The following is a 20,815-nucleotide window of genomic DNA, read 5'->3' on the forward strand; positions in this document are numbered from 1 at the left end:
TTGTAGAAATTAATTCTGCAGAAATCCCTTTACTTATCAGTACTAGCACATGGTGGAAGTTACTTTTTCATTCAACCAGAATTTGTGTTCCGTAAAATGAAAAACTAATTTCCACCTTTAGCCCTTTATGTTCTTATATTAAAAAGCGAATCGGACAAGGTCTGAAAAGCTTATGCAGATTGAACATTCTGCAATGTTATAATAACTTTAAAGCATAGAAAAAACCAAAAAAATCAATATAATAAGGCATATAGACAAAATGTATTAAAAAAATTTTTCGTACATTCTTCTGAGTTGAACAGACGATAGAAAGACAGTGTTCATGAGTATGCAGGTAAAGCAAAATGTAAATGAAAAAGTACAGGAGGAGAGAATAATGCAGAAAAAATATGCAGATTTTAAGCTTGGGGTACCGGATTATGTAACAGTGGAAACAGAAGAGGAGAGACTTGTGTGCCAGGGAGGGCAGACGACAGTAGCTGCCGGTGCAACTACTGTGGAATTTCAGGACGCAGGTGAACATGAGGATATATTTGTCACATCCGAGGATGCAGTGAGATGTGTGAAACTGAGATGGAACTATAAGATCCCGAAATCAGCCAGATTTCTGGGAGATGCCTGGGAACGTACCTATGGTGATGCGGAATGGCATGGAATGAGCGGAAACCGTTATCTGCCATGGTATTTTCTGGCGAAGCTTTCTGAGAAGGTTCTCTGCTTTGGCGTAAAGGTCCGTCCTTCTGCTATGTGCTGCTGGCAGGTGGATACCAAAGGAATTACTTTGTTTCTGGATGTTCGCTGCGGAAATACAGGAGTACAGCTGAAAGGAAGAAAGCTGTGTGCCGCACAGATCGTCTGCATGGAAGCAGAAGGAGCAGATACTTTTGAAACTGCACAGAAATTCTGTGAAAAAATGTGTACAGATCCGATCTTCCCAGAGTTTCCGGTATATGGAAGCAATAACTGGTACTATGCTTATGGTGACAGCTCCGAAGAGGAGATCTTAAGTGATACCGATTATATCCTGAAACTGACCGAAGGTGTAAAAAATCCTCCGTTCATGGTCATTGATGACTGCTGGCAGGAGCATCACCGCCTGGATGAATACAACGGTGGACCCTGGACAAAAGGCAATGCCAGATTTCCGGATATGAAAGGTCTTGCAGACAAGCTGGAGAAAAAAGGTGTCCGCCCGGGTATCTGGGTCCGTCTGCTTCTTAATGAAGATGAGAATATCCCGGATGAGTGGAGAATTTCCTATAATGACTGTCTCGATCCGTCCCACCCGGATGCACTGGAATATATCCGTAAAGATATCGAGAGAATCTGTGATTGGGGATACACGCTGATCAAGCATGATTTTTCTACCTTTGATCTCTTTGGAAAATGGGGATTTGAGGCGAATTTAAGAGACAATTCCATGGAGAAATGGCATTTTTATGATCAGACCAAAACCAGCGCAGAAATCGTAAAAATGCTTTATCAGGAGATTTATGATGCTTCCCGGAGCAACAACGCAGTGATCATCGGCTGCAATACCATCGGACATCTCGGCGCAGGCCTGATGCATCTGAACCGGACCGGTGACGATACCAGCGGACGTATCTGGGAGCGTACCAGACGAATGGGCGTAAATACGCTGGCATTCCGTCTTCCGCAGCACAATACGTTTTACCATATTGATGCAGACTGTGTCGGTATTTTCGGAATGATCCCATGGGAGAAAAATCGTCAGTGGGCAGACGTTCTTGCAAAGAGTGGTACACCACTGTTTGTATCCGCAAAACCTGGAGTTTTGAATCCGGAGGAATTTGAGGAGCTGCATCAGATCATGCTGCGTGCATCAGAACAGGAAGAGCATTTTGTTCCGCTTGACTGGGAAGAAATCGACTGCCCGGAGGTATGGGGAGAAAACGGCGAAACTATCACTTATGACTGGTTTGACAACGAAGGTCCGACCATGGATGCTGCGGTGGAATACTATAATGCCAAGGTAGTTGTTCCGTAAATCAGGAAAAGTGGTTCAGCAATCCAGAAGATCCTCGGCATGATGATATTTTTCCCGGTATTCCCGTGGCGTCATGCCGGTTTCTTTTTTGAAGGCACGGGAGAAGGCAAATGGATTTTGATATCCGCAGGAGAACGCCACGCTGGAGACAGGGATATCCGTGATGGTCAGAAGCTCTCGGGCGTTGATGATCTTGGCTGAAGTCAGGAATGCTTGGGGTGTGGTTCCAAGATGTTTTTTAAAAAGTCCGTAAAGGTGGCTGCGGCTGATATGGAGATAGTCAGCAACATCTGTCACAGTGATATTCTGTAGCGGACTTTTTTTGATGTAATCAACAGCCTGTGTGATGTAAAAATTATCGTTGGATTCCATGGTGGTGTAGGAAGCATGAAATTCTTCCTCCAGCAGGGCAATGATCCGGTAAAGACCGCTCTGGATATAGGCATCACCGGAAGGCGTCAGTTGTGGATGAGCCATCATTTCAAGAATAGTTTCCTGATATGGAAGAACCGAATTCAGCTGCTGGACCGGAGTTTCCCCGGTAAGATGGCAGTGTTCGCAAAGCGTTGGAGCGTTTTCCCCGTTGAAACAGATCCAGATATAAGTCCAGGGATCAGAAGGTTCCGCTTTGTAGAGAGAGCTGGTCACAGGAGGAATGAAAAAGCACTGTCCGGCTTTCAAGGTATATTTCCGGTTGTTCATATAGAAATATCCCTGTCCGCTCAGCACAAAATGGATGGTGTAATATCGCCGGACACCAGGGCCGTAGGACTGTTCCGGTGTACATTTTTCCCAGCCGCAGGAAATAAGATGAAGTTCTTTTGATGAAGTCTGGCGGTTCATGACCTGCTTGTTTTTCATGAGAGTTTTCTGCCTTTCGATATATGGTTATTATAAGTAATATCAGTTTAAAATATTTGATCTGAGGTGTAAAGAACAAAGATGAACTGATAGGACAAAAGACAGTTACCGTGCAATAAACGTGCGGCAGCTGTTTTTTATATCCTGGCGCTGTCTTGACACTTGTAAAAGAAAAAGGTTTACCACCAGGAAAAATATCGTTATAATAGGAGAAACGCAGTTTTTCTGCGGCAAAAATATAACGGTCCGGGAGATATTTGTGTCAGAAATATTGCTTATCCGGTGATATATCAGATGATATGAGGAATTTTCCGGTATGTAATAAGAAGGGAGAAAGATATGGCATATTTAGGTGAAGAAATCAAAAAACTTGGTTTTGGCCTTATGAGACTTCCGCAGAAATCAGAAGGTGTGATCGATGTGGAGCAGACCAAAGTCATGGTGGACAAATTTATGGAAGCCGGATTTACATATTTTGATACAGCATGGGCTTATGCAGGAAGCGAAGATGCTATCCGCGAAGCGCTGGTAGAGCGTTATCCGAGAGAAAAATATCAGCTAGCCACCAAGATGGCAGCCTGGATCAACTGCAAGACAAGAGATGAAGCTCTTGCACAGTTTAAAACATCTCTGGAGAGAACAAAGGCAGGATATTTCGACTTTTATCTTCTCCACAATCTTGGAGAGCACAGAACAAAATATTTTGATGAGTACGGTTTATGGGACTGGATCCGTGAACAGAAGGAAGCCGGTCTGATCAGACATGCAGGATTTTCGTTCCATTCCACACCGGAGGAGCTGGATGCACTTCTCACTGCACATCCGGAAATGGAATTTGTACAGCTGCAGATCAATTACGCAGACTGGGAAAATCCGGCGATCCAGTCAAGAGCCTGCTACGAGGTGGCCAGAAAACATGGAAAACCGGTCATTATCATGGAACCTGTAAAAGGCGGCATGCTTGCAACTCCGCCGGAATCAGTGGAAAAGCTTCTGAAGGCAGCAGAGCCGGAAGCATCCACAGCATCCTGGGCGATCCGTTTTGCGGCAAATCTGGAAGGCGTGATTACCGTACTTTCCGGAATGAGCAATGTTGTGCAGATGGAGGATAACCTTTCTTTTATGAAGGATTTCAACGGCCTTACTGACAGTGAGAAGGAGACTCTTGATAAGGCAAGAGAGGCTATGAGCAAAATTCCTTTGATCCCATGCACAACCTGTAACTACTGTGCAAAGGTCTGTCCGATGGAAATCGGAATTTCCGGTTCTTTTACAGCAATGAATTATCTGACATTGTACGGAAATAAAGCCGCCGCAGCGCATCAGGAAGACTGGCTGGTAGTTAGTCATGGCAGAAAGCGTGCAGATGAATGTGTAAAATGCGGACAGTGTGAGGAAGTATGTCCTCAGCATATTTCCATCCGCGAGGAACTTGAGAAAGTAAGCGAGACCTTTTGCAAATAAAGGAACTGATCCGGCAGGAAGCGGATCAGGGTAAGGAGAGAGTTTAAAAATGGAAAAATTCAAAGCATTTCTGAAACGGAAAGATATTGAGATATCTTTGAAGAGATATGGTATCGATGCACTGGGAGCTATGGCACAGGGACTTTTCTGTTCCCTGCTGATCGGCACGATCATCAATACCATTGGCACACAGTTTCACATTCCGTTTCTGACTATGGCAGTTGCCACAGTCAATGATACCCAGTACACAGTAGGTTCTCTGGCATCTGCCATGAGCGGCCCTGCCATGGCAGTAGCCATCGGTTACGCCTTGCATTGCCCGCCGCTGGTATTGTTTTCGCTGATCACCGTTGGATTTGCCTCCAACGCACTTGGCGGAGCAGGCGGTCCTCTGGCTGTACTGTTTGTTGCCATTGTTGCAGCTGAGATTGGTAAAGCAGTTTCAAAGGAAACGAAGATCGATATCCTTGTAACGCCTCTTGTAACCATCGGTGTGGGCGTAGGTCTTTCCGCATGGTGGGCACCTGCCCTTGGAAAAGCTGCTATGAAAGTAGGAAGCGTGATCATGTGGGCAACAGATCTGCAGCCATTCTTTATGGGAATCCTGGTTTCTGTATTTGTTGGAATCGCACTGACGCTGCCGATCTCTTCTGCTGCGATCTGTGCGGCTCTGGGACTTACCGGACTGGCAGGCGGCGCTGCAGTAGCGGGTTGCTGTGCGCAGATGGTAGGTTTTGCGGTCATGTCCTTCAGGGAAAACAAATGGGGCGGTCTTGTCTCTCAGGGAATTGGAACTTCCATGCTCCAAATGGGTAATATTGTCAGAAATCCAAGGATCTGGATCGCTCCGATCGTAACATCTGCTATCACAGGACCTATTGCAACCTGCTTGTTCAGGCTTCAAATGAACGGAACTGCTGTATCCTCAGGAATGGGTACCTGCGGTTTTGTAGGTCAGATCGGTGTGTATACAGGATGGATGAATGATATTGCAGAAGGAACCAAGACAGCTGTTACAGCTATGGACTGGGCAGGGCTTTTCCTGATCTCTTTTATTCTCCCGGCAGTTCTCTGTCCGTTGATCAATATGTTTGTACGTAAGCTCGGATGGGTGAAAGATGGAGATATGACGCTGTCATAAGCTATATCAGATCTTACTTTAAAATCAAAAAAGAGTATCACAGGAACTCATTGATAGTGATGAGCTTTGTGATACTCTTTTATTTTAACTTTTATGCTACATGTGATCCAGTGGCATTACTCCGTTCCAGTCCACAGGCCTTTGCATATTCATGGAGTTTCTCTTTTGCGGAATAATTCAGATTTTGAGGAACCTGAATCTGAATGGTTACATACTGATCACCGCGGACGGAAGGGTTCTTCATGGAAACAATGCCTTTTCCTCTCAAGCGGATCTTGGAACCGGACTGCATACCTTCCCTGATCTTACAGATAACATTTCCGTAAAGGGTAGGAACGGTGGCTTCACCGCCGAAAACAGCGGTTGTGTAAGGAATAGAAATGGTGGTATAAACATCCGATCCTTTTCGTTCATAGCCAGGACGTGTTCCTACGGTAACCTTCAGAAGAAGGTCACCAGGCTCGCCGCCGCCGGTTCCGGGCATGCCTTTTCCTTTCAGACGGATACTCTTGCCGGTATCAATACCTGCCGGAATATGAATCTGAAGTGTCTGCGGTGCACCGGAGCTTCCGTCCGGACCGGACAGAGAAATTCTTTTATCAGCACCAAAAGCCGCCTCATCAAAGGTAACGTTGATGCTGGCCTTCACATCAGAGCCTTTTTGCGGAAAATCCTGCTGATGGAATCCGCCGAAGCCGTTGCCGCTGTGAAAGCCACTTCCGCCAAATCCACTGTGAAAGCCGCCACCGTTACCGGTGAAATGCTCATATGTGCCATTACTGCCGAAACCGCGGCTTTCGCCGTGACTGCCGTGGAACATATTTCCGAAGATATCACCAAAAATATCGTCCATGTTTTCACCGTTAAAATGAAATTCCTGATAGCTGCCATTGCTGCCACCCTGGAATCCGCCGAATCCACCGGCGCCAGGATCAGCTCCTGCCTCAAACGCGGCATGACCAAACTGATCATACATTTTTTTCTTCTTTGGATCACTTAAGACATCGTAGGCTTCGTTTACTTCTTTAAATCTATCTGCGGCATCTGCATTACCTGCGTTTGTATCCGGATGATATTTTTTGGCCAGTTTACGGTAGGCTTTTTTTATTGTTTTTTCATCTGCGTTCCGGTCAATGCCCAGAACATCGTAATAATCTCTTTTTACTGCCATGGTATTCACCTTCCCTTATATTATAGTCTGCAGCGTCCCGGATGATCGATCTGTCCTCTCAGGGGACAGATCTCCCGGACTGTCATATATTGAACGTATGTGTATAAAATTCCCCGGGAAAAATCCCGGGGGCATTACTTTTATCCTGTTCTACATGTAATATAACACTACTAATTAAAAGTGTCAATACCTGCATTACGGAAAGGAACATTTTGGACTGCGATAAGAGATATGATTCTTACAGCTATCAGCTGAAAATATGATATAATACTACTATAAATTCCGGTGCTGTCTGCTCAGTAAATAAAAAACAGAGAGAGCAGCAGATCAGAGAAAGATCCAAAAAAGAAAAGGAGGCGTATAATATGAGAAAAAGAACTCTTCTGTCTAATATAAAGGCAGTAAAAAAGCTGGTACTTCTGACATTTATACTGGCAGCAGCTTTTCCGGCGACGATCCGGGAGGCAAAGGCAGCAGCAGGAACTACTTTTAAAGTCAAAGTCACAGATGGATACCTGGCTCTTCGAAGTGAGAAGGCTTTTGACAAAGGCAATGAGATCGGACAGCTGAATACAGGAGATCTTGTGGAAGTTACAAATCGGAAGGACGCTACCTACTGGTATGCATACGTGCCAAGACTGGATAAGTCCGGATATCTGGACAAAAACTATATCCAGATAGCAGAGAACGCCACAGCTTCCAACGATTCCTGGACAGTAAAGGTAAAAAAAGGCTATCTGGCTCTTCGAAGTACCGCAGCTTACAATGACAGTAACGAGATCGGACGCCTGAATACCGGAGATACCGTTCTTGTAAAGGACAGCAGTGATTCTACTTACTGGTACGTATATGCCCCGGGGCTTGATAAATCCGGATATGTGGATAACCGGTATATCTACAACAGTGGTCTGTGGACAGTTAAAGTAGAAACGGGTTATCTTGCCCTTCGCAACAAGGCAGCCTATAATGAAAGCAATGAGATCGGACAGCTGAATACCGGTGACACGGTTCAGGTGAAGGACACCAGCAACGATCAGTACTGGTATGTATATGTTCCGCAGCTGGATAAGACCGGTTATGTTGACAGGAACTATCTTACCGGAGGCTCAGGTACGACAACTCCATCCATGACTGTTAAAGTGGAAAGCGGATATCTGGCTCTGCGCAGTACAAAGGCGTATGACAAGGACAATGAGATCGCCCAGCTGAATAACGGAGATACGGTAGAAGTCATTGAGAAGAAAGACAGTACTTACTGGTATGTATATGTTCCAAAGCTTGGAAAAGAAGGATATGTAGATAAGAACTACCTTAAATAAAAAGATAAAGGATGCTTGTTGCCGGATCTGCCTGAAGAGGAACAGAAAGCCGGAACAAGAAACGGGGAGGCAGAAAGATGACTCTGGCACAGCTCAGATATACCATAGCAATTGCAAAAGCCGGATCTATGAACGAGGCAGCAAAAAGCCTTTATATTTCTCAGCCCAGTCTTTCCACGGCAATCCGGGAGCTGGAAGCAGAAACCGGTGTTGAGATCTTCCGAAGAACGAACCGAGGAATCGCCGTAACGCCTGCAGGCGAAGAATTTCTGGGGTATGCAAGGCAGGTGGTGGAACAGTACGAACTGATGGAAGCCAAATATATTTCCAAGAAACAGGCACGCAAAAAATTCAGTGTTTCCATGCAGCATTATACCTTTGCAGTTAATGCCTTTGTGGAGCTGGTAAAGCAATTCGGCATGGATGAGTACGAATTTGCGGTCCACGAGACCAAGACGCATCAGGTCATCGAGGATGTCCGTAATTTCAAGAGTGAGATCGGGATCCTCTACGTAAATGATTTTAACCGTAAGGTACTTACAAAAATGTTTCACGAGTATGGTCTGGAGTTTCACGAACTTCTCAATTGTCGGATCTACGTTTATATGTGGAAGGGGCATCCTCTAGCGAAGTGTGAGAAGATCACGCTGGAAGAACTGAAGGAATATCCGTGTCTGTCCTTTGAACAGGGAGGAAATAACTCTTTTTATTTTGCTGAGGAGGTTTTGAGCACCTATGAATACAAACGGCTGATCAAAGCCGATGACAGGGCTACTATGCTGAACCTGATGGTAGGACTGAATGGATATACCTTATGCTCCGGTATTATCTGTGAGGATCTTAATGGTTCCGATTACTGTGCTGTGAAGCTGGATTCCGATGAGATCATGACAATCGGTTATGTTGCCAGAAAGGGTGTTAACATCAGTGCCCTTGGGAAAAAATATCTGGAGGAGATTTCCAGATATAAGGATAAAGCACTGAAATAAGAGAAAATAAAATCTGACAGATCACTGCCGGAGAAGACGGGAAAAGCTTCTGGTATTTATGATACCGGAGGGTTGTTTCCCTGTGTATTCTCAGATACGTAGCGATGCGTATCATGCAGGAATCTGTCAGATTTTTATTTACATTAAAAGTTTTTGGCAGTGGAAATTTTATTCTGCAAGCCGATCACACACGGATCACAAAACCATCCTTACGCGGTTTGGCTGTTGGATACTCACAGTCACGGTATCCAAGAACACAGTGGCCTACGCCGATATATTCCTCTGGAACACCCCACTGCTTCTTCAGCTCTTTTCCTTCCTCGGAGTCAAAAACTTCTCTTGCACGGTGAATCCAGCAGGAGTCCACGCCGAGAGCATGTGCGGCATTCATGAGATTTCCCATCACAAGACTTCCGTTTTCCACACAGGTGCCCATTTTGCTGTCGGAAAAGACAATGATCACAGTTGGGGCGCCGTAGAACGGATCTGAGGTGCTGCCCATAACAGCTGCGTTCATTTTGGAAAGCCTTGCAACCAGCTCCGGATCCTGTGTCACTACCATAAGAGTGCTCTGCTGTCCCATGCCGCTGGGGGAATATTCTCCCGCTTCCAGGATCGTATCCAGAGTTTCTTTCGGAACAAGCTCTTTTTTGTAGGCGCGGATGCTTCTGCGTTCTAACAGGTTTTTGATGCTTTCATTCATGATCATTACCTCCTGATGTTAAATTTTGTTGAAAATATTTTCTGCAAAAGAAAGTAAATTTCTTTTTATTCTGATAAAAACCATTATAACGCAGATGATTATAGTTTCCAATAGATAGAAGGATATAACTTTACAATTTATAAAGAAATATTATATAATCTGGTTATGATATTCCTGCGGCGGATGCGGGAGAATTTCGGGTGGAGATACAGAGACAGAATAGTTAAGACAGAAAATATGAGGTGCCAGATGGAAAAGATTCGGAAACATTTTTATTTTTCAGGAAGAGTACAGGGAGTAGGCTTTCGTTACCGTTCCTATTATATTGCACAGTCCATGGGACTGACCGGCTGGGTACGGAATCTCTGGGATGATCGTGTGGAAATGGAATTACAGGGAACCAGAGAAGAAATCCAGGAGATGGTAGAGCGCCTTTCTCAGCAGAGCTTTGTGGAGATCGAGGGGATTGAAGCGAGGGAGATCCCACTGGAGGAGGAGTTTGGATTTCATGTGAAAGGATAGTGAAATGGCTGGTTCATTCCAGCTCCAGTGCCAGATACAACAGAACAGCGTCCTGGAATTTCCGGGGATTGAGACCACATTTTTTATAAATGTGGTTTAATTTATATTGAAGAGTATTTTTGTGGAGAAAAAGCTTCTCTGCGGTATCAGCCAGAGACATTTCCAGGGAAAAATAAGTTCGCAGAAGGTCCTTTTCATCCGGGGAAAGCTGATAAATAGTTTTTACGAAAAATTCTTCGCGGTCTTTCCGAGACACAGAAGAGAGAATGATTTCCAGAGTGAGATCATCAAAAACTGCATAATTTTCTGTACAGATATTGTCAGTAAGGGGCTGGTGAAGGCTCCTCAGGGTAGTTTCCGCAGTATTCAGGGAAAGTCCAAGCTGATACAGAGGTACAGGCTTTCCAACTGCAATGGCCAGAGTGTCTGCATGCTTTTGGGCAAAATTACGAAGCACTGCGGAAAGAGCAGAAAAATTGGAATTGTCTGCAACAGCAAGATAATCTCCGGGATAGCGGAAGGTGTGCAGGGTGATCCCGGCGGTTTTGAAAAAACTTTGGATTTGATGTTCCGAAAGAACAGATCCGATGCCAGAGTCTGATTCCGGAGTTTCTGGCTGTGGAGAGGCTTCTGGAGAGAGAGTTGTATTTTTGGGATCTGTCAGGGAAACAGAACTTTCTGAGGATTCCGGAATACTGCGGGCGATTTTTACGGAAGGATTTCTGCCGGAAGCAGCCGGATACGTATGGATCAATATCAGCCGTTTGGGCGTGTCCGGATCAATCTGAAATTCTCTCAGGCATCTCAGAAGATATTCCGGATTCTGGGTCTCCCCATGGAGAAGAGAGCTGATGACAAATTGCTTTTTGTCCGCCTGGTGCCGGCTGTACTGGCCAAGCTCCTGCTCACGGATCAGAAGGCTGGTGATACGCTGTGCCAGAAAGGCATACTTGCGTACCTTTTCCGGGGAACCGGTGATGCCAATCACAGCCAGAAGACAGTCTTCATGGTAAAGAGGCATGTTGATACCCTGGCGTGTTCCTGTAAAATTGTCAGATTCAGCCACCTCGATGGTAGTACCGGTTACAGCAGCTTTCCGTCCGATCTCATGATAGGTTCCGATCCTGGCAGAGTTTGTACTAGCGATAATGGTGCCGGACGGGTTGATAAAATTGATATCGTAGCTGCAGACGTCCTTGATCGTGTTGACGATCTGCTGGGCAAGAGTGTGGCTGATGTGTGTGATCATGGAATCCTCCTGGAAAGACTGATAGTATTTATATTACGGAAGGTCTAATTTTATATTTATGCAGGTAAACGAAATGAGAATACAGGATCTACCGGGTGCTTTCTTTTGGTCAGTATATCATATATGTTTTATGAATTCAATTTGAGCATGTTATTTATAACAAAAAATATAAAAAATAAAGAAAAAATATAGTATACATAATATATACATCCATGCTTAATTTTATTATGATTAAAAACAGAAGCAAGCTTGAATGGAACGGAGAGTACGGATATCAGGTTTACATAAAAATCATACAGGAGGAAAATAAAATGAAGGTAGTAACAGCGATCGATTCTTTTAAGGGCAGTATGACATCCATGGAGGCAGGCTTTGCAGCCGCTGAAGGTATCCATCGTGTGGATGCGGACGCAGAAGTTCAGGTAAGACCACTGGCAGACGGTGGAGAGGGGACCGTGGAAGCCCTTGTTGCAGGAATGAACGGAAAAACAGAGTATGTAAAGGTTACAGGGCCTCTTGGCGAGCCGGTGATCTGTGAGTATGGCATCATCGAAAGCACAAAGACTGCAGTGATCGAAATGGCCGGTGCAGCAGGGATCACGCAGGTACCGGACGAAAAAAGAAATCCTCTTTATACCACAACCTACGGTGTCGGTGAGGTGATCAGGGACGCCATCGAAAAAGGCTGCCGCAGATTTATTGTGGGCATCGGCGGAAGCGCCACCAATGACGGTGGTGTGGGAATGCTTCAGGCACTTGGCTATGCATTTCTGGACAAAGACGGAAAGCAGGTCCTTCCGGGAGCAAGAGGCCTGAAAGACATCACAGAGATCACAGATGCCTATGTGATCCCGGAGCTTGCAGAATGTAAATTCCGTGTTGCCTGCGATGTCACAAATCCTCTTTGCGGAGAGCTTGGATGCAGTGCCATCTACGGACCGCAGAAGGGTGCTACACCGGAGATGATCCAGGACATGGATCAGTGGCTGGGTGCCTACGCAGAGCTTGCAAAGGAGCGTTTTCCGAAAGCAGATCCAAAGTATCCGGGAACAGGTGCCGCCGGCGGAATGGGATTTGCATTCCTGACCTTTACCGATGCAGTTCTGGAATCCGGGATCAATATCGTGCTGGATGAGACAAAACTTGAGGACTACATCAAAAACGCGGATTTTGTGATCACAGGTGAGGGACGCATGGATGGACAGACAGCCATGGGAAAAGCGCCGGTAGGTGTTGCAAAGCTTGCAAAGAAATATGGCAAAAAAGTGATCGCCTTTGCAGGTGCCGTACAGCGTGACGCAAGAGCCTGCAACGATGCAGGAATCGATGCCTTTTTCCCGATCCTCCGTGGAGTGGTAACTCTGGAGGAGGCCATGAAAAATGAGAATGCAAAGCAGAATCTGGCAGATACTGCAGAGCAGGTTATCAGACTGATGAAATAAAAGATATTGAAGAGAACGATACCGCAAAAAGACAGGCCATTCAAAGACCTGTCTTTTGCAGTTTATAAGGTTTATAATTTGTAAAAACAAGGGAGTTGTAACCGGATAAGATCAGCTGATCCGGATTTTTGCCTTATCCTTCGATCGGCTCAAAATCCACAGCGCCATGCTTGCACAGCGGGCAGATGATATCTTCAGGAAGTTCATCGCCTTCATAGATGTATCCGCAGACTTTACATACCCAGCCTTTTTTGCCCTCGGTCTGTGGCTTTGGCTTTACATGTTTCTGGTAGTAGGTGTAAGTCATGGTATCCTGATCGCTCATGACGCGGGCCTCTGTGACGCTGCAGATGAACATTCCGTGAGTGCCGAGATCCACATAGTTTTCTACCTTCAGGGACATGAAAGCATTGATATATTTGTCCAGGAATACCAGGCCGTTGTCGGAGTGGTTTACTTTCTGGTCGGCAAATTTATCGGTGCTTCTGCCGGACTGGAAGCCGAACTGCTCAAAAACAGAGAACGGAGCATCTGTGGACAGGCAGTTTACGTTCATGATACCGGTCTGCTGAATCACGTGGTGAGAGTAGTTTGCCTTGTTGATGTTGACAGCCACGCGATATGGGTTGTCGGTAAGCTGTGTAACGGTATTGACGATCAGACCGTTGTCCTTTTTGCCATCGTTGGAGGTTACCACATAGAGGCCGTAACCGATGCGGAACAGGGCGGTCATATCATTTTTGTTGGCAAGATCATCGCTTTTTGCAATGTATTCCTGGCAGAGCTCATCAGCCATAGCTTCCATCTGTCTGCGGTTTTCTTCGTTTACTGCAGACATGATCTTAACTGTGGTATTCAGCCAGTTGATCTTTTTGCATTTGGAAAGCATTTCTTTCATGACCTTCGCTGCCAGCGGTGCCCAGCTTCCGTTTTCAATCAGTCCTACAGTGCGGTTCTGGAAGTTGTGCTCTGCCAGACGGGTAATAAAGTCGTTCATAAACGGATAGATACCTGCATTATATGTGGTGGTTGCGAGAACCAGCTTGGAGTAACGGAAAGCATCGCTCAGTGCCTGGGACATATCATCTCTTGCAAGGTCATAGATCAGAACACGCGGACATCCTTTGGCACGGAATTTATCGGCAAGCTGTGCGACTGCTGTTCTTGTGTGGCCGTAAACGGAAGTGTAGGCGATCACGATTCCGTCATCCTCCGGTGTATAGGAAGACCAGGTATCATAGAGACTGATATAATGTCCAAGATCTTCAGTAAGAACCGGTCCGTGGAGCGGGCAGATGGTCTGGATATCCAGAGTTGCGGCTACTTTCAGAAGATTCTGCACCTGCACACCATATTTTCCAACGATGCCGATATAGTATCTTCTTGCCTCATCGTCCCATGGTTCATCTGCATCCAGGGCACCGAATTTTCCGAAGCCGTCTGCGGAAAAAAGAACCTTTTCTGTGCTGTCATAAGTGACCATAACCTCCGGCCAGTGAACCATCGGTGCAAATACAAAAGTCAGATTGTGTTTTCCAAGGGAAAGGGTTCCGCCGTTATCTACGATGATCTGATGACTTTCCAGATCCAGGTCAAAGAAATTCTGCATCATGGCGAAGGCTTTTTTGTTGGAAACAACGATGGTGTCCGGATAAGCCTTCAGGAAGTTTGCGATGTTGGCTGCATGATCCGGTTCCATATGCTGTACGATCAGATAATCCGGTTTCCGGTCACCCAGAACTTTCTGGATATTATCAAGCCATTCGTGAGTAAAATTTGCATCTACCGTATCCATAACCGCAATTTTTTCGTCCAGGATCACATAGGAGTTGTAGGACATGCCGTTCGGCACTTTGTACTGGCCTTCAAAAAGGTCAACCTGATGATCATTAACGCCTACATATTTGATGGTATCTGTGATTTTCATGAGCGATTCCTCTTTTCTTTCTATGGTGGATTTATTTATATGCTTCAGGTTTTGTTTGTTTCTTAACTTTGATAAAAATATAACAGAAATCGACAACAAAAACTGTTGCAAATACAACAAAACAGAAAAAAATTCCAGACTTTACATTTTTTTCGTGCTGGTATAAAATCAGAAACATGTAGCAAAATAAAATACGGATATCTGCTTTGAGAGTCCTCTTACATAGTCCTGGATGCAGAGAGAAAAGTACAGATATGCGGAAGATTATTTTGCCGGTGGGAGGAAAATTTATGGAGCATATCACTTTATTTACGGATATTTTGCCCGAAGAACAGGAAAGGATGCGTGTCTGCTTCAAAGTCCGGGAGAAAGTTTTTCAGAATGGAGAAACCATAATGGAATATTCCAGCTCCATGAAAAAGATCGGTCTGATCCAGGAGGGAAGAGCAGTTCTCTACTGCTGTGACGAGGATGGAAATGAGTATGTCATCGATGAATTGAATAAGGACAGTGTATTTGGCGAACCGTTTCTGCTTTCGTCAGATTCCCAGCATTATTATGTATGTGCCACTACCGTGACGAAAGTGCTGTTTATTGATTATGAGCATGTAATCAAGCGCTGTGAAAATGCCTGTCATCATCACAGCCAGATGGTCAGTAATCTGCTGCAGATGACGGCCCTTCGTTCCAGGCAGCAGACAGATCGGATATACATGCTTTCACGATCCTCCACCAGGAAGAAGCTGATAGCCTATCTGCATTCTCTGGCTGCGGAAAAAAATGCCGGGAAATTCAAGCTGCCCATGTCCTATACTGCACTGGCCCAGTATTTAAGTGTGGACCGGAGTGCCATGATGCGGGAGATCAAAAATCTCTCGGATGAGGGTGTGATCCGAAGAGACGGACGGAATGTGGAGCTGCTTAAATAAAGAAGATCATCATGAGAGACTTGGATTTATCCAGCTTGGCGTGATCCCGAAGGGGTTCCGTATGAAGGACGGACATTATGAGGATATCTGTCCGTATTATCATGAACTGTAAGAGAATTTTGAAAGGATTTTTAAATGAAAAATCTTCAGATCACTGCATACACGCAGCATTTTATACGGCAGCAGGTCATGCCGGGAGACATTTGTATCGATGCAACAATGGGAAATGGCAATGACACGGCTCTGTTAAGCCAGCTTGCAGGAAAAAGGGGACGGGTTCTGGCTTTTGACATTCAGAAGCAGGCACTGGAACATACGGAGGAGCGCCTGAAAAGAGATAACTGTCCGGAAAATTATCAGCTTCTTCTGGAATCCCATGAGAATATGGCTGTTTATGCAGAAGCAGAAACAGTGTCCTGCATCACCTTTAATCTGGGATATCTTCCCGGTGGAGACCATTCGGTGGCAACCAGAGCAGACAGCAGCAAAAGAGCGGTGGAAAGCGGACTTAAGCTTCTGAAAAAAGGCGGACTTATGACACTTTGCATTTACAGTGGCGGGGATACGGGATATCAGGAACGGGATGAGATGCTTGTGTTTATCCGTCAGCTGGATCCTCATAAATATCTGGTGATCCTGTCGGAATATGCAAACCGGCCCAATGATCCGCCCATACCGGTGCTGATCATCAAACTGCAATGAAGACATAAATCGGTTACTGTCCGAAATACAGGACACAGATCCCTGAGGGAGCTATCATGAATGATTACATATATTATTATCTGCTTGCAGTCAATATCCTGGCCTTTGTACTTTTCGGGGTTGACAAGCAGAAAGCATGTCGTAATAAATGGCGGATCCCGGAGAAGACCCTGATCTTAAGCGCTGTCATCGGTGGCAGCGTCGGGGCAATCCTTGGCATGAGATTTTTTCACCACAAAACCCGAAAAGCCAGATTTGCAATTGGTGTACCGGTGATACTGCTGGTGCAGATTGGTGTGGTGTGCCTGGTACAGTGGGCGATGAAGTAAAACTATGAAGGCAATAACTATAAATGCAATAACCATAAATACAATACCTGTCTGAAAAAAACAAGACAGCTGTCACAGGACAGAGGAGAGACCAATACTCCACGCCTGTGGCAGCTGTTATTTTTTCATAAAAGGATGCTCAAAAATTCCTTCTTGACAAATACTTTTATGATGATATAATTTGATAATCAAAATATTTTAAGATAAAAGATAATTCAGAGAACAGCAGTACAGATTTATACAGACTGATTTAAGACAGATATCATGGAGAAAAATATGACAGGTAAAATATGCGGAACCGGTTCCTGGGCACCGGACAGAGTGTGGGATAACAACGATCTGGCAAAGATGGTGGAAACCAGTGATCAGTGGATCCGGGAAAGAACCGGTGTGGTACAGAGACATATTGCAAAAGAGGACGAAGATACTGTGACGATGGCAGCGGGGGCAGCATTAAGAGCTCTGGAAGACGCAGAAATGAAGGCAGAAGATATCGATCTGATCCTTGTGGCAACCATTTCTCCAACAGAGATCATGCCCTGTGTGGCATGTGGGGTGCAGGAGCGGCTCGGAGCGGAAAATGCTACCTGCTTTGATCTGAACGGCGCCTGCACAGGATCTCTTCTGGCACTGAACACAGCGCAGGCATATCTGGCCCAGGGAATATACAGGAATGTCCTTGTGATTGGTGCGGAAAAGCTGTCCGGTTTAACGGACTGGAAAGATCGCGGCACCTGCATTCTTTTCGGGGATGGTGCAGGAGCAGTCGTACTGAGAGCAGAAGAGGGTGGAAGCTATGCACAGGTAACCCATTCCATCGGAAAAAAAGGCGGTGCACTTACCTTACAGAGCAGAAATCAGATCCGCTATGAAAATGATCCGAAGGCAAAGGAAACCTACATACAGATGAACGGAAAGGAAGTGTTCAGCTTTGCCGTGAGCAAGGTACCGGAGGCTGTGAAGGAGCTTCTTTCCCGAGAGAAGGTTTCCTGTGAAGATATCAGTTATTATCTTCTCCATCAGGCAAATGAGCGGATCATCCGTTCCGCAGCAAGGAGGCTGGGCGAAGACATTTCCAAGTTTCCTATGAATATGGACAGATACGGCAATACTTCTTCCGCAAGTCTTCTTATCCTCCTGGATGAGGTGAAAAAAAGCGGAAAACTGCAGCGGGGTGACAGACTGGTCCTTGCAGGCTTCGGCGGCGGACTGACGTATGGAGCAAGCCTGATCGAGTATTAAAGCCCCTGTTAATGGAATGTTGAAAATAAGAGTGGAACCAAATAAACCGCGGATGCTTTTATCCGCTTGATTTAATTTTCCGGAGGTAAAAGATGAAAACAAGAGTTACAGAATTACTTGGTATTGAGTATCCTATCATCCAGGGCGGTATGGCCTGGGTGGCAGATCATCACATTGCGGCAGCAGTATCCGAGGCAGGCGGCCTGGGACTGATCGCAGCTGCAAATGCACCGGCAGAGTGGGTACGTGAGCAGATCCGTGAGGCGAAAAAACTGACAGATAAGCCTTTTGGTGTAAACATCATGCTGATGAGTCCGAGTGCCGATGAGGTTGCGAAGATCGTAGTAGAAGAAGGCATCAAGGTAGTAACAACCGGTGCCGGAAGCCCGGAAAAATACATGGAAGCATGGAAAGCTGCCGGAGTAAAGGTGATCCCGGTTGTTGCATCTGTAGCTCTTGCAAGAAGAATGGAGCGCTGTGGCGCAGATGCAGTGGTAGCAGAGGGAACCGAGTCCGGCGGACATATCGGTGAGACAACCACTATGGCGCTGGTACCGCAGGTCGTGGATGCAGTAAAGATCCCGGTAATTGCAGCAGGTGGAATTGCAGACGGTCGTGGGATCGCGGCAGCCTTTATGCTGGGTGCAGAAGCCGTACAGATGGGAACCCGATTTGTGGCAACAGAGGAATGTCACGTACATGAGAATTACAAACAGTTCCTTCTGAAAGCCAGAGATATCGACACAAGAGTAACCGGCCGTACCACAGGTCATCCGGTCCGTACCTTAAGAAACCCTATGACAAAGGAATATCTGGAGAAAGAAGCAGCAGGCGCATCCTTTGAGGAACTGGAAATGCTGACACTTGGTGGTCTCAGGAAGGCTGTTGTTGATGGCGATGTAAAAACCGGAAGCGTTATGTCCGGACAGATCGCAGGTATGGTAAAGGATGTACCGACCTGTAAGGAGCTGATGGCAAGACTGATCAGAGAGACAAAAGAGACTGTAAAGAAAAACAGCTTTCTTGTGGAGGAATAATAAATGGGAAAAACAGCATTCATCTTTCCGGGCCAGGGTGCACAGAAGGCCGGAATGGGAAAAGATTTTTATGAGAAATACGATACAGCAAAGGATGTTTTCGACTCTGCCGGCAAGTGGCTGGATTTGGATATGAAAGCACTTTGCTTTGAAGAAAATGACAGGCTTGACCTGACTGAATATACACAGGCTGCACTGGTCACCACCTGTCTTGCCATGGAGAAGGTGGTAGAGGAGATGGGACTTCACCCGGATGTAACCGCAGGATTAAGCCTTGGCGAGTACTGCGCTATTGAAGCTGCCGGCGGCATGGAACTGAAGGATGCTGTTACTACCGTGAGAAAAAGAGGAATCCTTATGGAGCAGGCAGTTCCGGCAGGTAAGGGAAGCATGGCAGCAGTTATGGGAATGGAGACAGAGAAGATCGAGGAAGTGCTTGCAGACATTGCAGATGTAAGTATTGCAAACTACAACTGTCCCGGCCAGATCGTGATCACAGGCCTTGCGGAAGCAGTTGAGGAAGCCTCTGAAAAGCTGAAGGCAGCCGGAGGAAGAAGAGTGATCCCGTTAAATGTCAGCGGACCGTTCCACTCCGCAATGCTTGCCACTGCAGGAAAAGAACTGGGAAAGGTTCTGGAGGGTGTCACACTTCATGAACTTAAAATCCCGTATGTGACAAACGTGACCGCAGAGTATGTGGAAGATCCGGCGGAAACAAAAGCACTTCTGGAAAAACAGATTTCTTCTTCCGTGCGCTGGCAGCAGAGTGTGGAAAATATGATCCGTCAGGGAGTAGATACATTTATTGAGATCGGACCGGGAAGAACCCTTGCCGGATTTATGAGAAAGATCGACAGAAATGTAAAAGTATATAACATCCAGACCGTAGAAGATGCAGAGAAGGTCTGCCGGGAACTGGTATAAATATTGGAAAAACAGATAAAGAATCAAAAGTAAAGTTGGCATAGGGCAGCAGACAGAAATGCCAGGTAACAAATGCGGATCACGGACGACCGCATAACATCAGAAAGGAATTCATATGTCAGAGAAAAAAATCGCAGTCGTAACAGGCGGTGCACGTGGAATCGGGAAAGCCATCGCCCTGGAACTTGCAAAAGCAGGAAATCTTGTAGTGATCAATTATAACGGCTCAGAAGAAAAAGCCCGGGAAACAAAAGCAGATATCGAGACAGCCGGTGGCCAGGCAGATATCCTGCAGTGCAATGTGGCAGATTTTGATGCATGTGAAGCTTTTTTTAAAGCCGTTGCAGAGAAATACGGACGTGTTGATATTCTGGTAAATAATGCCGGAGTTACGAAGGACGGACTTCTCATGAAAATGAGTGAGGAAGATTTTTCCAGAGTTGTTGACATCAATCTGAAAGGAACCTTCAACTGCATCCGTCATGTGTCCAGAATGATGCTGAAGCAGAGAAGCGGACGGATCATCAGCCTTTCATCGGTGGTAGGACTTCGTGGAAATGCAGGACAGGCCAATTATGCGGCATCCAAAGCCGGGATCATCGGTCTTACAAAATCCGCGGCAAAGGAGCTGGCATCCAGAGGAATCACGGTCAACGCCATTGCACCGGGATTTATCAAAACAGACATGACAGACGTGCTTTCTGACAAAGTAAAAGAAAATATTGCGGCATCTATCCCCATGGGAAGCATGGGAACAGCAGAAGACGTGGCAAAGGCAGCCGCATTTCTGGCATCAGACGGTGCACGTTACATCACAGGACAGGTACTTCGCGTAGACGGCGGAATGGCAATGTAA

The 20,815-nt window shown here is 45.9% G+C and carries 19 protein-coding genes and 1 pseudogene; 15 read left to right on the forward strand and 5 right to left on the reverse strand.

Translation table 11 applies throughout. The features are described 5' to 3' along the window. Positions 1–376 precede the first annotated feature (376 nt). Positions 377–2,008, forward strand: a complete 1,632-nt coding sequence (locus LKD46_RS15815; protein ID WP_227574351.1) for a glycoside hydrolase family 36 protein — start codon at positions 377–379, stop codon at positions 2,006–2,008. Positions 2,009–2,023: 15 nt separating this feature from the next. Here the strand turns inward: LKD46_RS15815 and LKD46_RS15820 are convergent, their stop codons facing one another. After that, entirely contained in the window at positions 2,024–2,869 is an 846-nt protein-coding gene (locus tag LKD46_RS15820) for an AraC family transcriptional regulator (RefSeq protein ID WP_092073565.1), read from the reverse strand. Between the two features lie 339 nt (positions 2,870–3,208). Between LKD46_RS15820 and LKD46_RS15825 the strand changes: the two genes are divergently transcribed. Together LKD46_RS15825 and LKD46_RS15830 are read left to right on the forward strand one after the other, a co-directional pair. Beyond that, the gene (locus tag LKD46_RS15825; protein WP_227574352.1) at positions 3,209–4,333 is read left to right on the forward strand and encodes an aldo/keto reductase; all 1,125 of its coding nucleotides are present in this window, start codon (positions 3,209–3,211) and stop codon (positions 4,331–4,333) included. 49 nt (positions 4,334–4,382) lie between these two features. Further along, positions 4,383–5,474, forward strand: coding sequence for a PTS sugar transporter subunit IIC (locus LKD46_RS15830; protein WP_015525523.1), 1,092 nt, complete (start codon positions 4,383–4,385; stop codon positions 5,472–5,474). A gap of 91 nt (positions 5,475–5,565) precedes the next feature. Here the strand turns inward: LKD46_RS15830 and LKD46_RS15835 are convergent, their stop codons facing one another. Next, on the reverse strand, positions 5,566–6,645 hold the full coding sequence (locus tag LKD46_RS15835) for a DnaJ C-terminal domain-containing protein (RefSeq protein WP_227574353.1): 1,080 nt from the start codon (positions 6,643–6,645) through the stop codon (positions 5,566–5,568). A gap of 365 nt (positions 6,646–7,010) precedes the next feature. Between LKD46_RS15835 and LKD46_RS15840 the strand changes: the two genes are divergently transcribed. Together LKD46_RS15840 and LKD46_RS15845 are read left to right on the forward strand one after the other, a co-directional pair. Then, positions 7,011–7,964 (forward strand): SH3 domain-containing protein, encoded by a 954-nt coding sequence (locus LKD46_RS15840; protein WP_227574354.1) that lies wholly within the window; start codon positions 7,011–7,013, stop codon positions 7,962–7,964. A gap of 77 nt (positions 7,965–8,041) precedes the next feature. Further along, positions 8,042–8,953: a LysR family transcriptional regulator gene (locus tag LKD46_RS15845; RefSeq protein WP_227574355.1), complete on the forward strand. Its 912-nt coding sequence runs from the start codon at positions 8,042–8,044 to the stop codon at positions 8,951–8,953. A gap of 184 nt (positions 8,954–9,137) precedes the next feature. Here LKD46_RS15845 and LKD46_RS15850 read toward each other — a convergent pair whose 3' ends face one another. Next, positions 9,138–9,656 carry a nitroreductase family protein gene (locus tag LKD46_RS15850; protein WP_015525528.1) on the reverse strand — a complete coding sequence of 173 codons (519 nt, stop codon included), beginning with the start codon at positions 9,654–9,656 and terminating at the stop codon, positions 9,138–9,140. 249 nt (positions 9,657–9,905) lie between these two features. Here LKD46_RS15850 and LKD46_RS15855 point away from each other — a divergent pair, with 249 nt between their 5' ends. After that, positions 9,906–10,178 (forward strand): acylphosphatase, encoded by a 273-nt coding sequence (locus tag LKD46_RS15855; protein WP_118514131.1) that lies wholly within the window; start codon positions 9,906–9,908, stop codon positions 10,176–10,178. 13 nt (positions 10,179–10,191) lie between these two features. Here the strand turns inward: LKD46_RS15855 and LKD46_RS15860 are convergent, their stop codons facing one another. After that, a complete protein-coding gene (locus LKD46_RS15860; protein WP_227574356.1) occupies positions 10,192–11,427 on the reverse strand; it encodes a CdaR family transcriptional regulator in 1,236 nt (411 codons plus the stop codon). Between the two features lie 311 nt (positions 11,428–11,738). On the opposite strand from LKD46_RS15860, the gene LKD46_RS15865 reads away from it, so the two are divergent. Then, positions 11,739–12,869, forward strand: coding sequence for a glycerate kinase family protein (locus LKD46_RS15865; protein ID WP_227574357.1), 1,131 nt, complete (start codon positions 11,739–11,741; stop codon positions 12,867–12,869). A 133-nt stretch (positions 12,870–13,002) separates the two neighbouring features. On the opposite strand, the gene LKD46_RS15870 is transcribed toward LKD46_RS15865, so the two are convergent. Then, positions 13,003–14,796: a flavin reductase gene (locus LKD46_RS15870; RefSeq protein ID WP_227574358.1), complete on the reverse strand. Its 1,794-nt coding sequence runs from the start codon at positions 14,794–14,796 to the stop codon at positions 13,003–13,005. A 290-nt stretch (positions 14,797–15,086) separates the two neighbouring features. Between LKD46_RS15870 and LKD46_RS15875 the strand changes: the two genes are divergently transcribed. The 8 genes and pseudogenes from LKD46_RS15875 to fabG all read left to right on the forward strand — a co-directional run bounded on the left by LKD46_RS15875 (position 15,087) and on the right by fabG (position 20,815). Further along, positions 15,087–15,725, forward strand: a complete 639-nt coding sequence (locus tag LKD46_RS15875) for a Crp/Fnr family transcriptional regulator (RefSeq protein WP_182434015.1) — start codon at positions 15,087–15,089, stop codon at positions 15,723–15,725. Positions 15,726–15,735: 10 nt separating this feature from the next. Then, positions 15,736–15,837 (forward strand): annotated as a pseudogene (locus tag LKD46_RS15880) (GNAT family N-acetyltransferase); the annotation flags it as partial. A 23-nt stretch (positions 15,838–15,860) separates the two neighbouring features. After that, positions 15,861–16,427, forward strand: coding sequence for a tRNA 5-(aminomethyl)-2-thiouridylate-methyltransferase MnmM (locus tag LKD46_RS15885; protein ID WP_227574359.1), 567 nt, complete (start codon positions 15,861–15,863; stop codon positions 16,425–16,427). A gap of 56 nt (positions 16,428–16,483) precedes the next feature. Further along, a complete protein-coding gene (locus LKD46_RS15890) occupies positions 16,484–16,756 on the forward strand; it encodes a DUF1294 domain-containing protein (RefSeq protein ID WP_118607871.1) in 273 nt (90 codons plus the stop codon). 276 nt (positions 16,757–17,032) lie between these two features. Next, entirely contained in the window at positions 17,033–17,998 is a 966-nt protein-coding gene (locus tag LKD46_RS15895) for a beta-ketoacyl-ACP synthase III (RefSeq protein ID WP_227574360.1), read from the forward strand. A 92-nt stretch (positions 17,999–18,090) separates the two neighbouring features. After that, positions 18,091–19,035 carry an enoyl-[acyl-carrier-protein] reductase FabK gene (gene fabK, locus LKD46_RS15900; protein ID WP_110102723.1) on the forward strand — a complete coding sequence of 315 codons (945 nt, stop codon included), beginning with the start codon at positions 18,091–18,093 and terminating at the stop codon, positions 19,033–19,035. 3 nt (positions 19,036–19,038) lie between these two features. After that, on the forward strand, positions 19,039–19,959 hold the full coding sequence (gene fabD, locus LKD46_RS15905; RefSeq protein WP_118514118.1) for an ACP S-malonyltransferase: 921 nt from the start codon (positions 19,039–19,041) through the stop codon (positions 19,957–19,959). Positions 19,960–20,074: 115 nt separating this feature from the next. After that, on the forward strand, positions 20,075–20,815 hold the full coding sequence (gene fabG / locus LKD46_RS15910; protein WP_227574361.1) for a 3-oxoacyl-[acyl-carrier-protein] reductase: 741 nt from the start codon (positions 20,075–20,077) through the stop codon (positions 20,813–20,815).

Source organism: Blautia fusiformis, assembly GCF_020686995.1.
In the GTDB taxonomy this organism is placed as follows: domain Bacteria; phylum Bacillota; class Clostridia; order Lachnospirales; family Lachnospiraceae; genus Blautia_A; species Blautia_A fusiformis.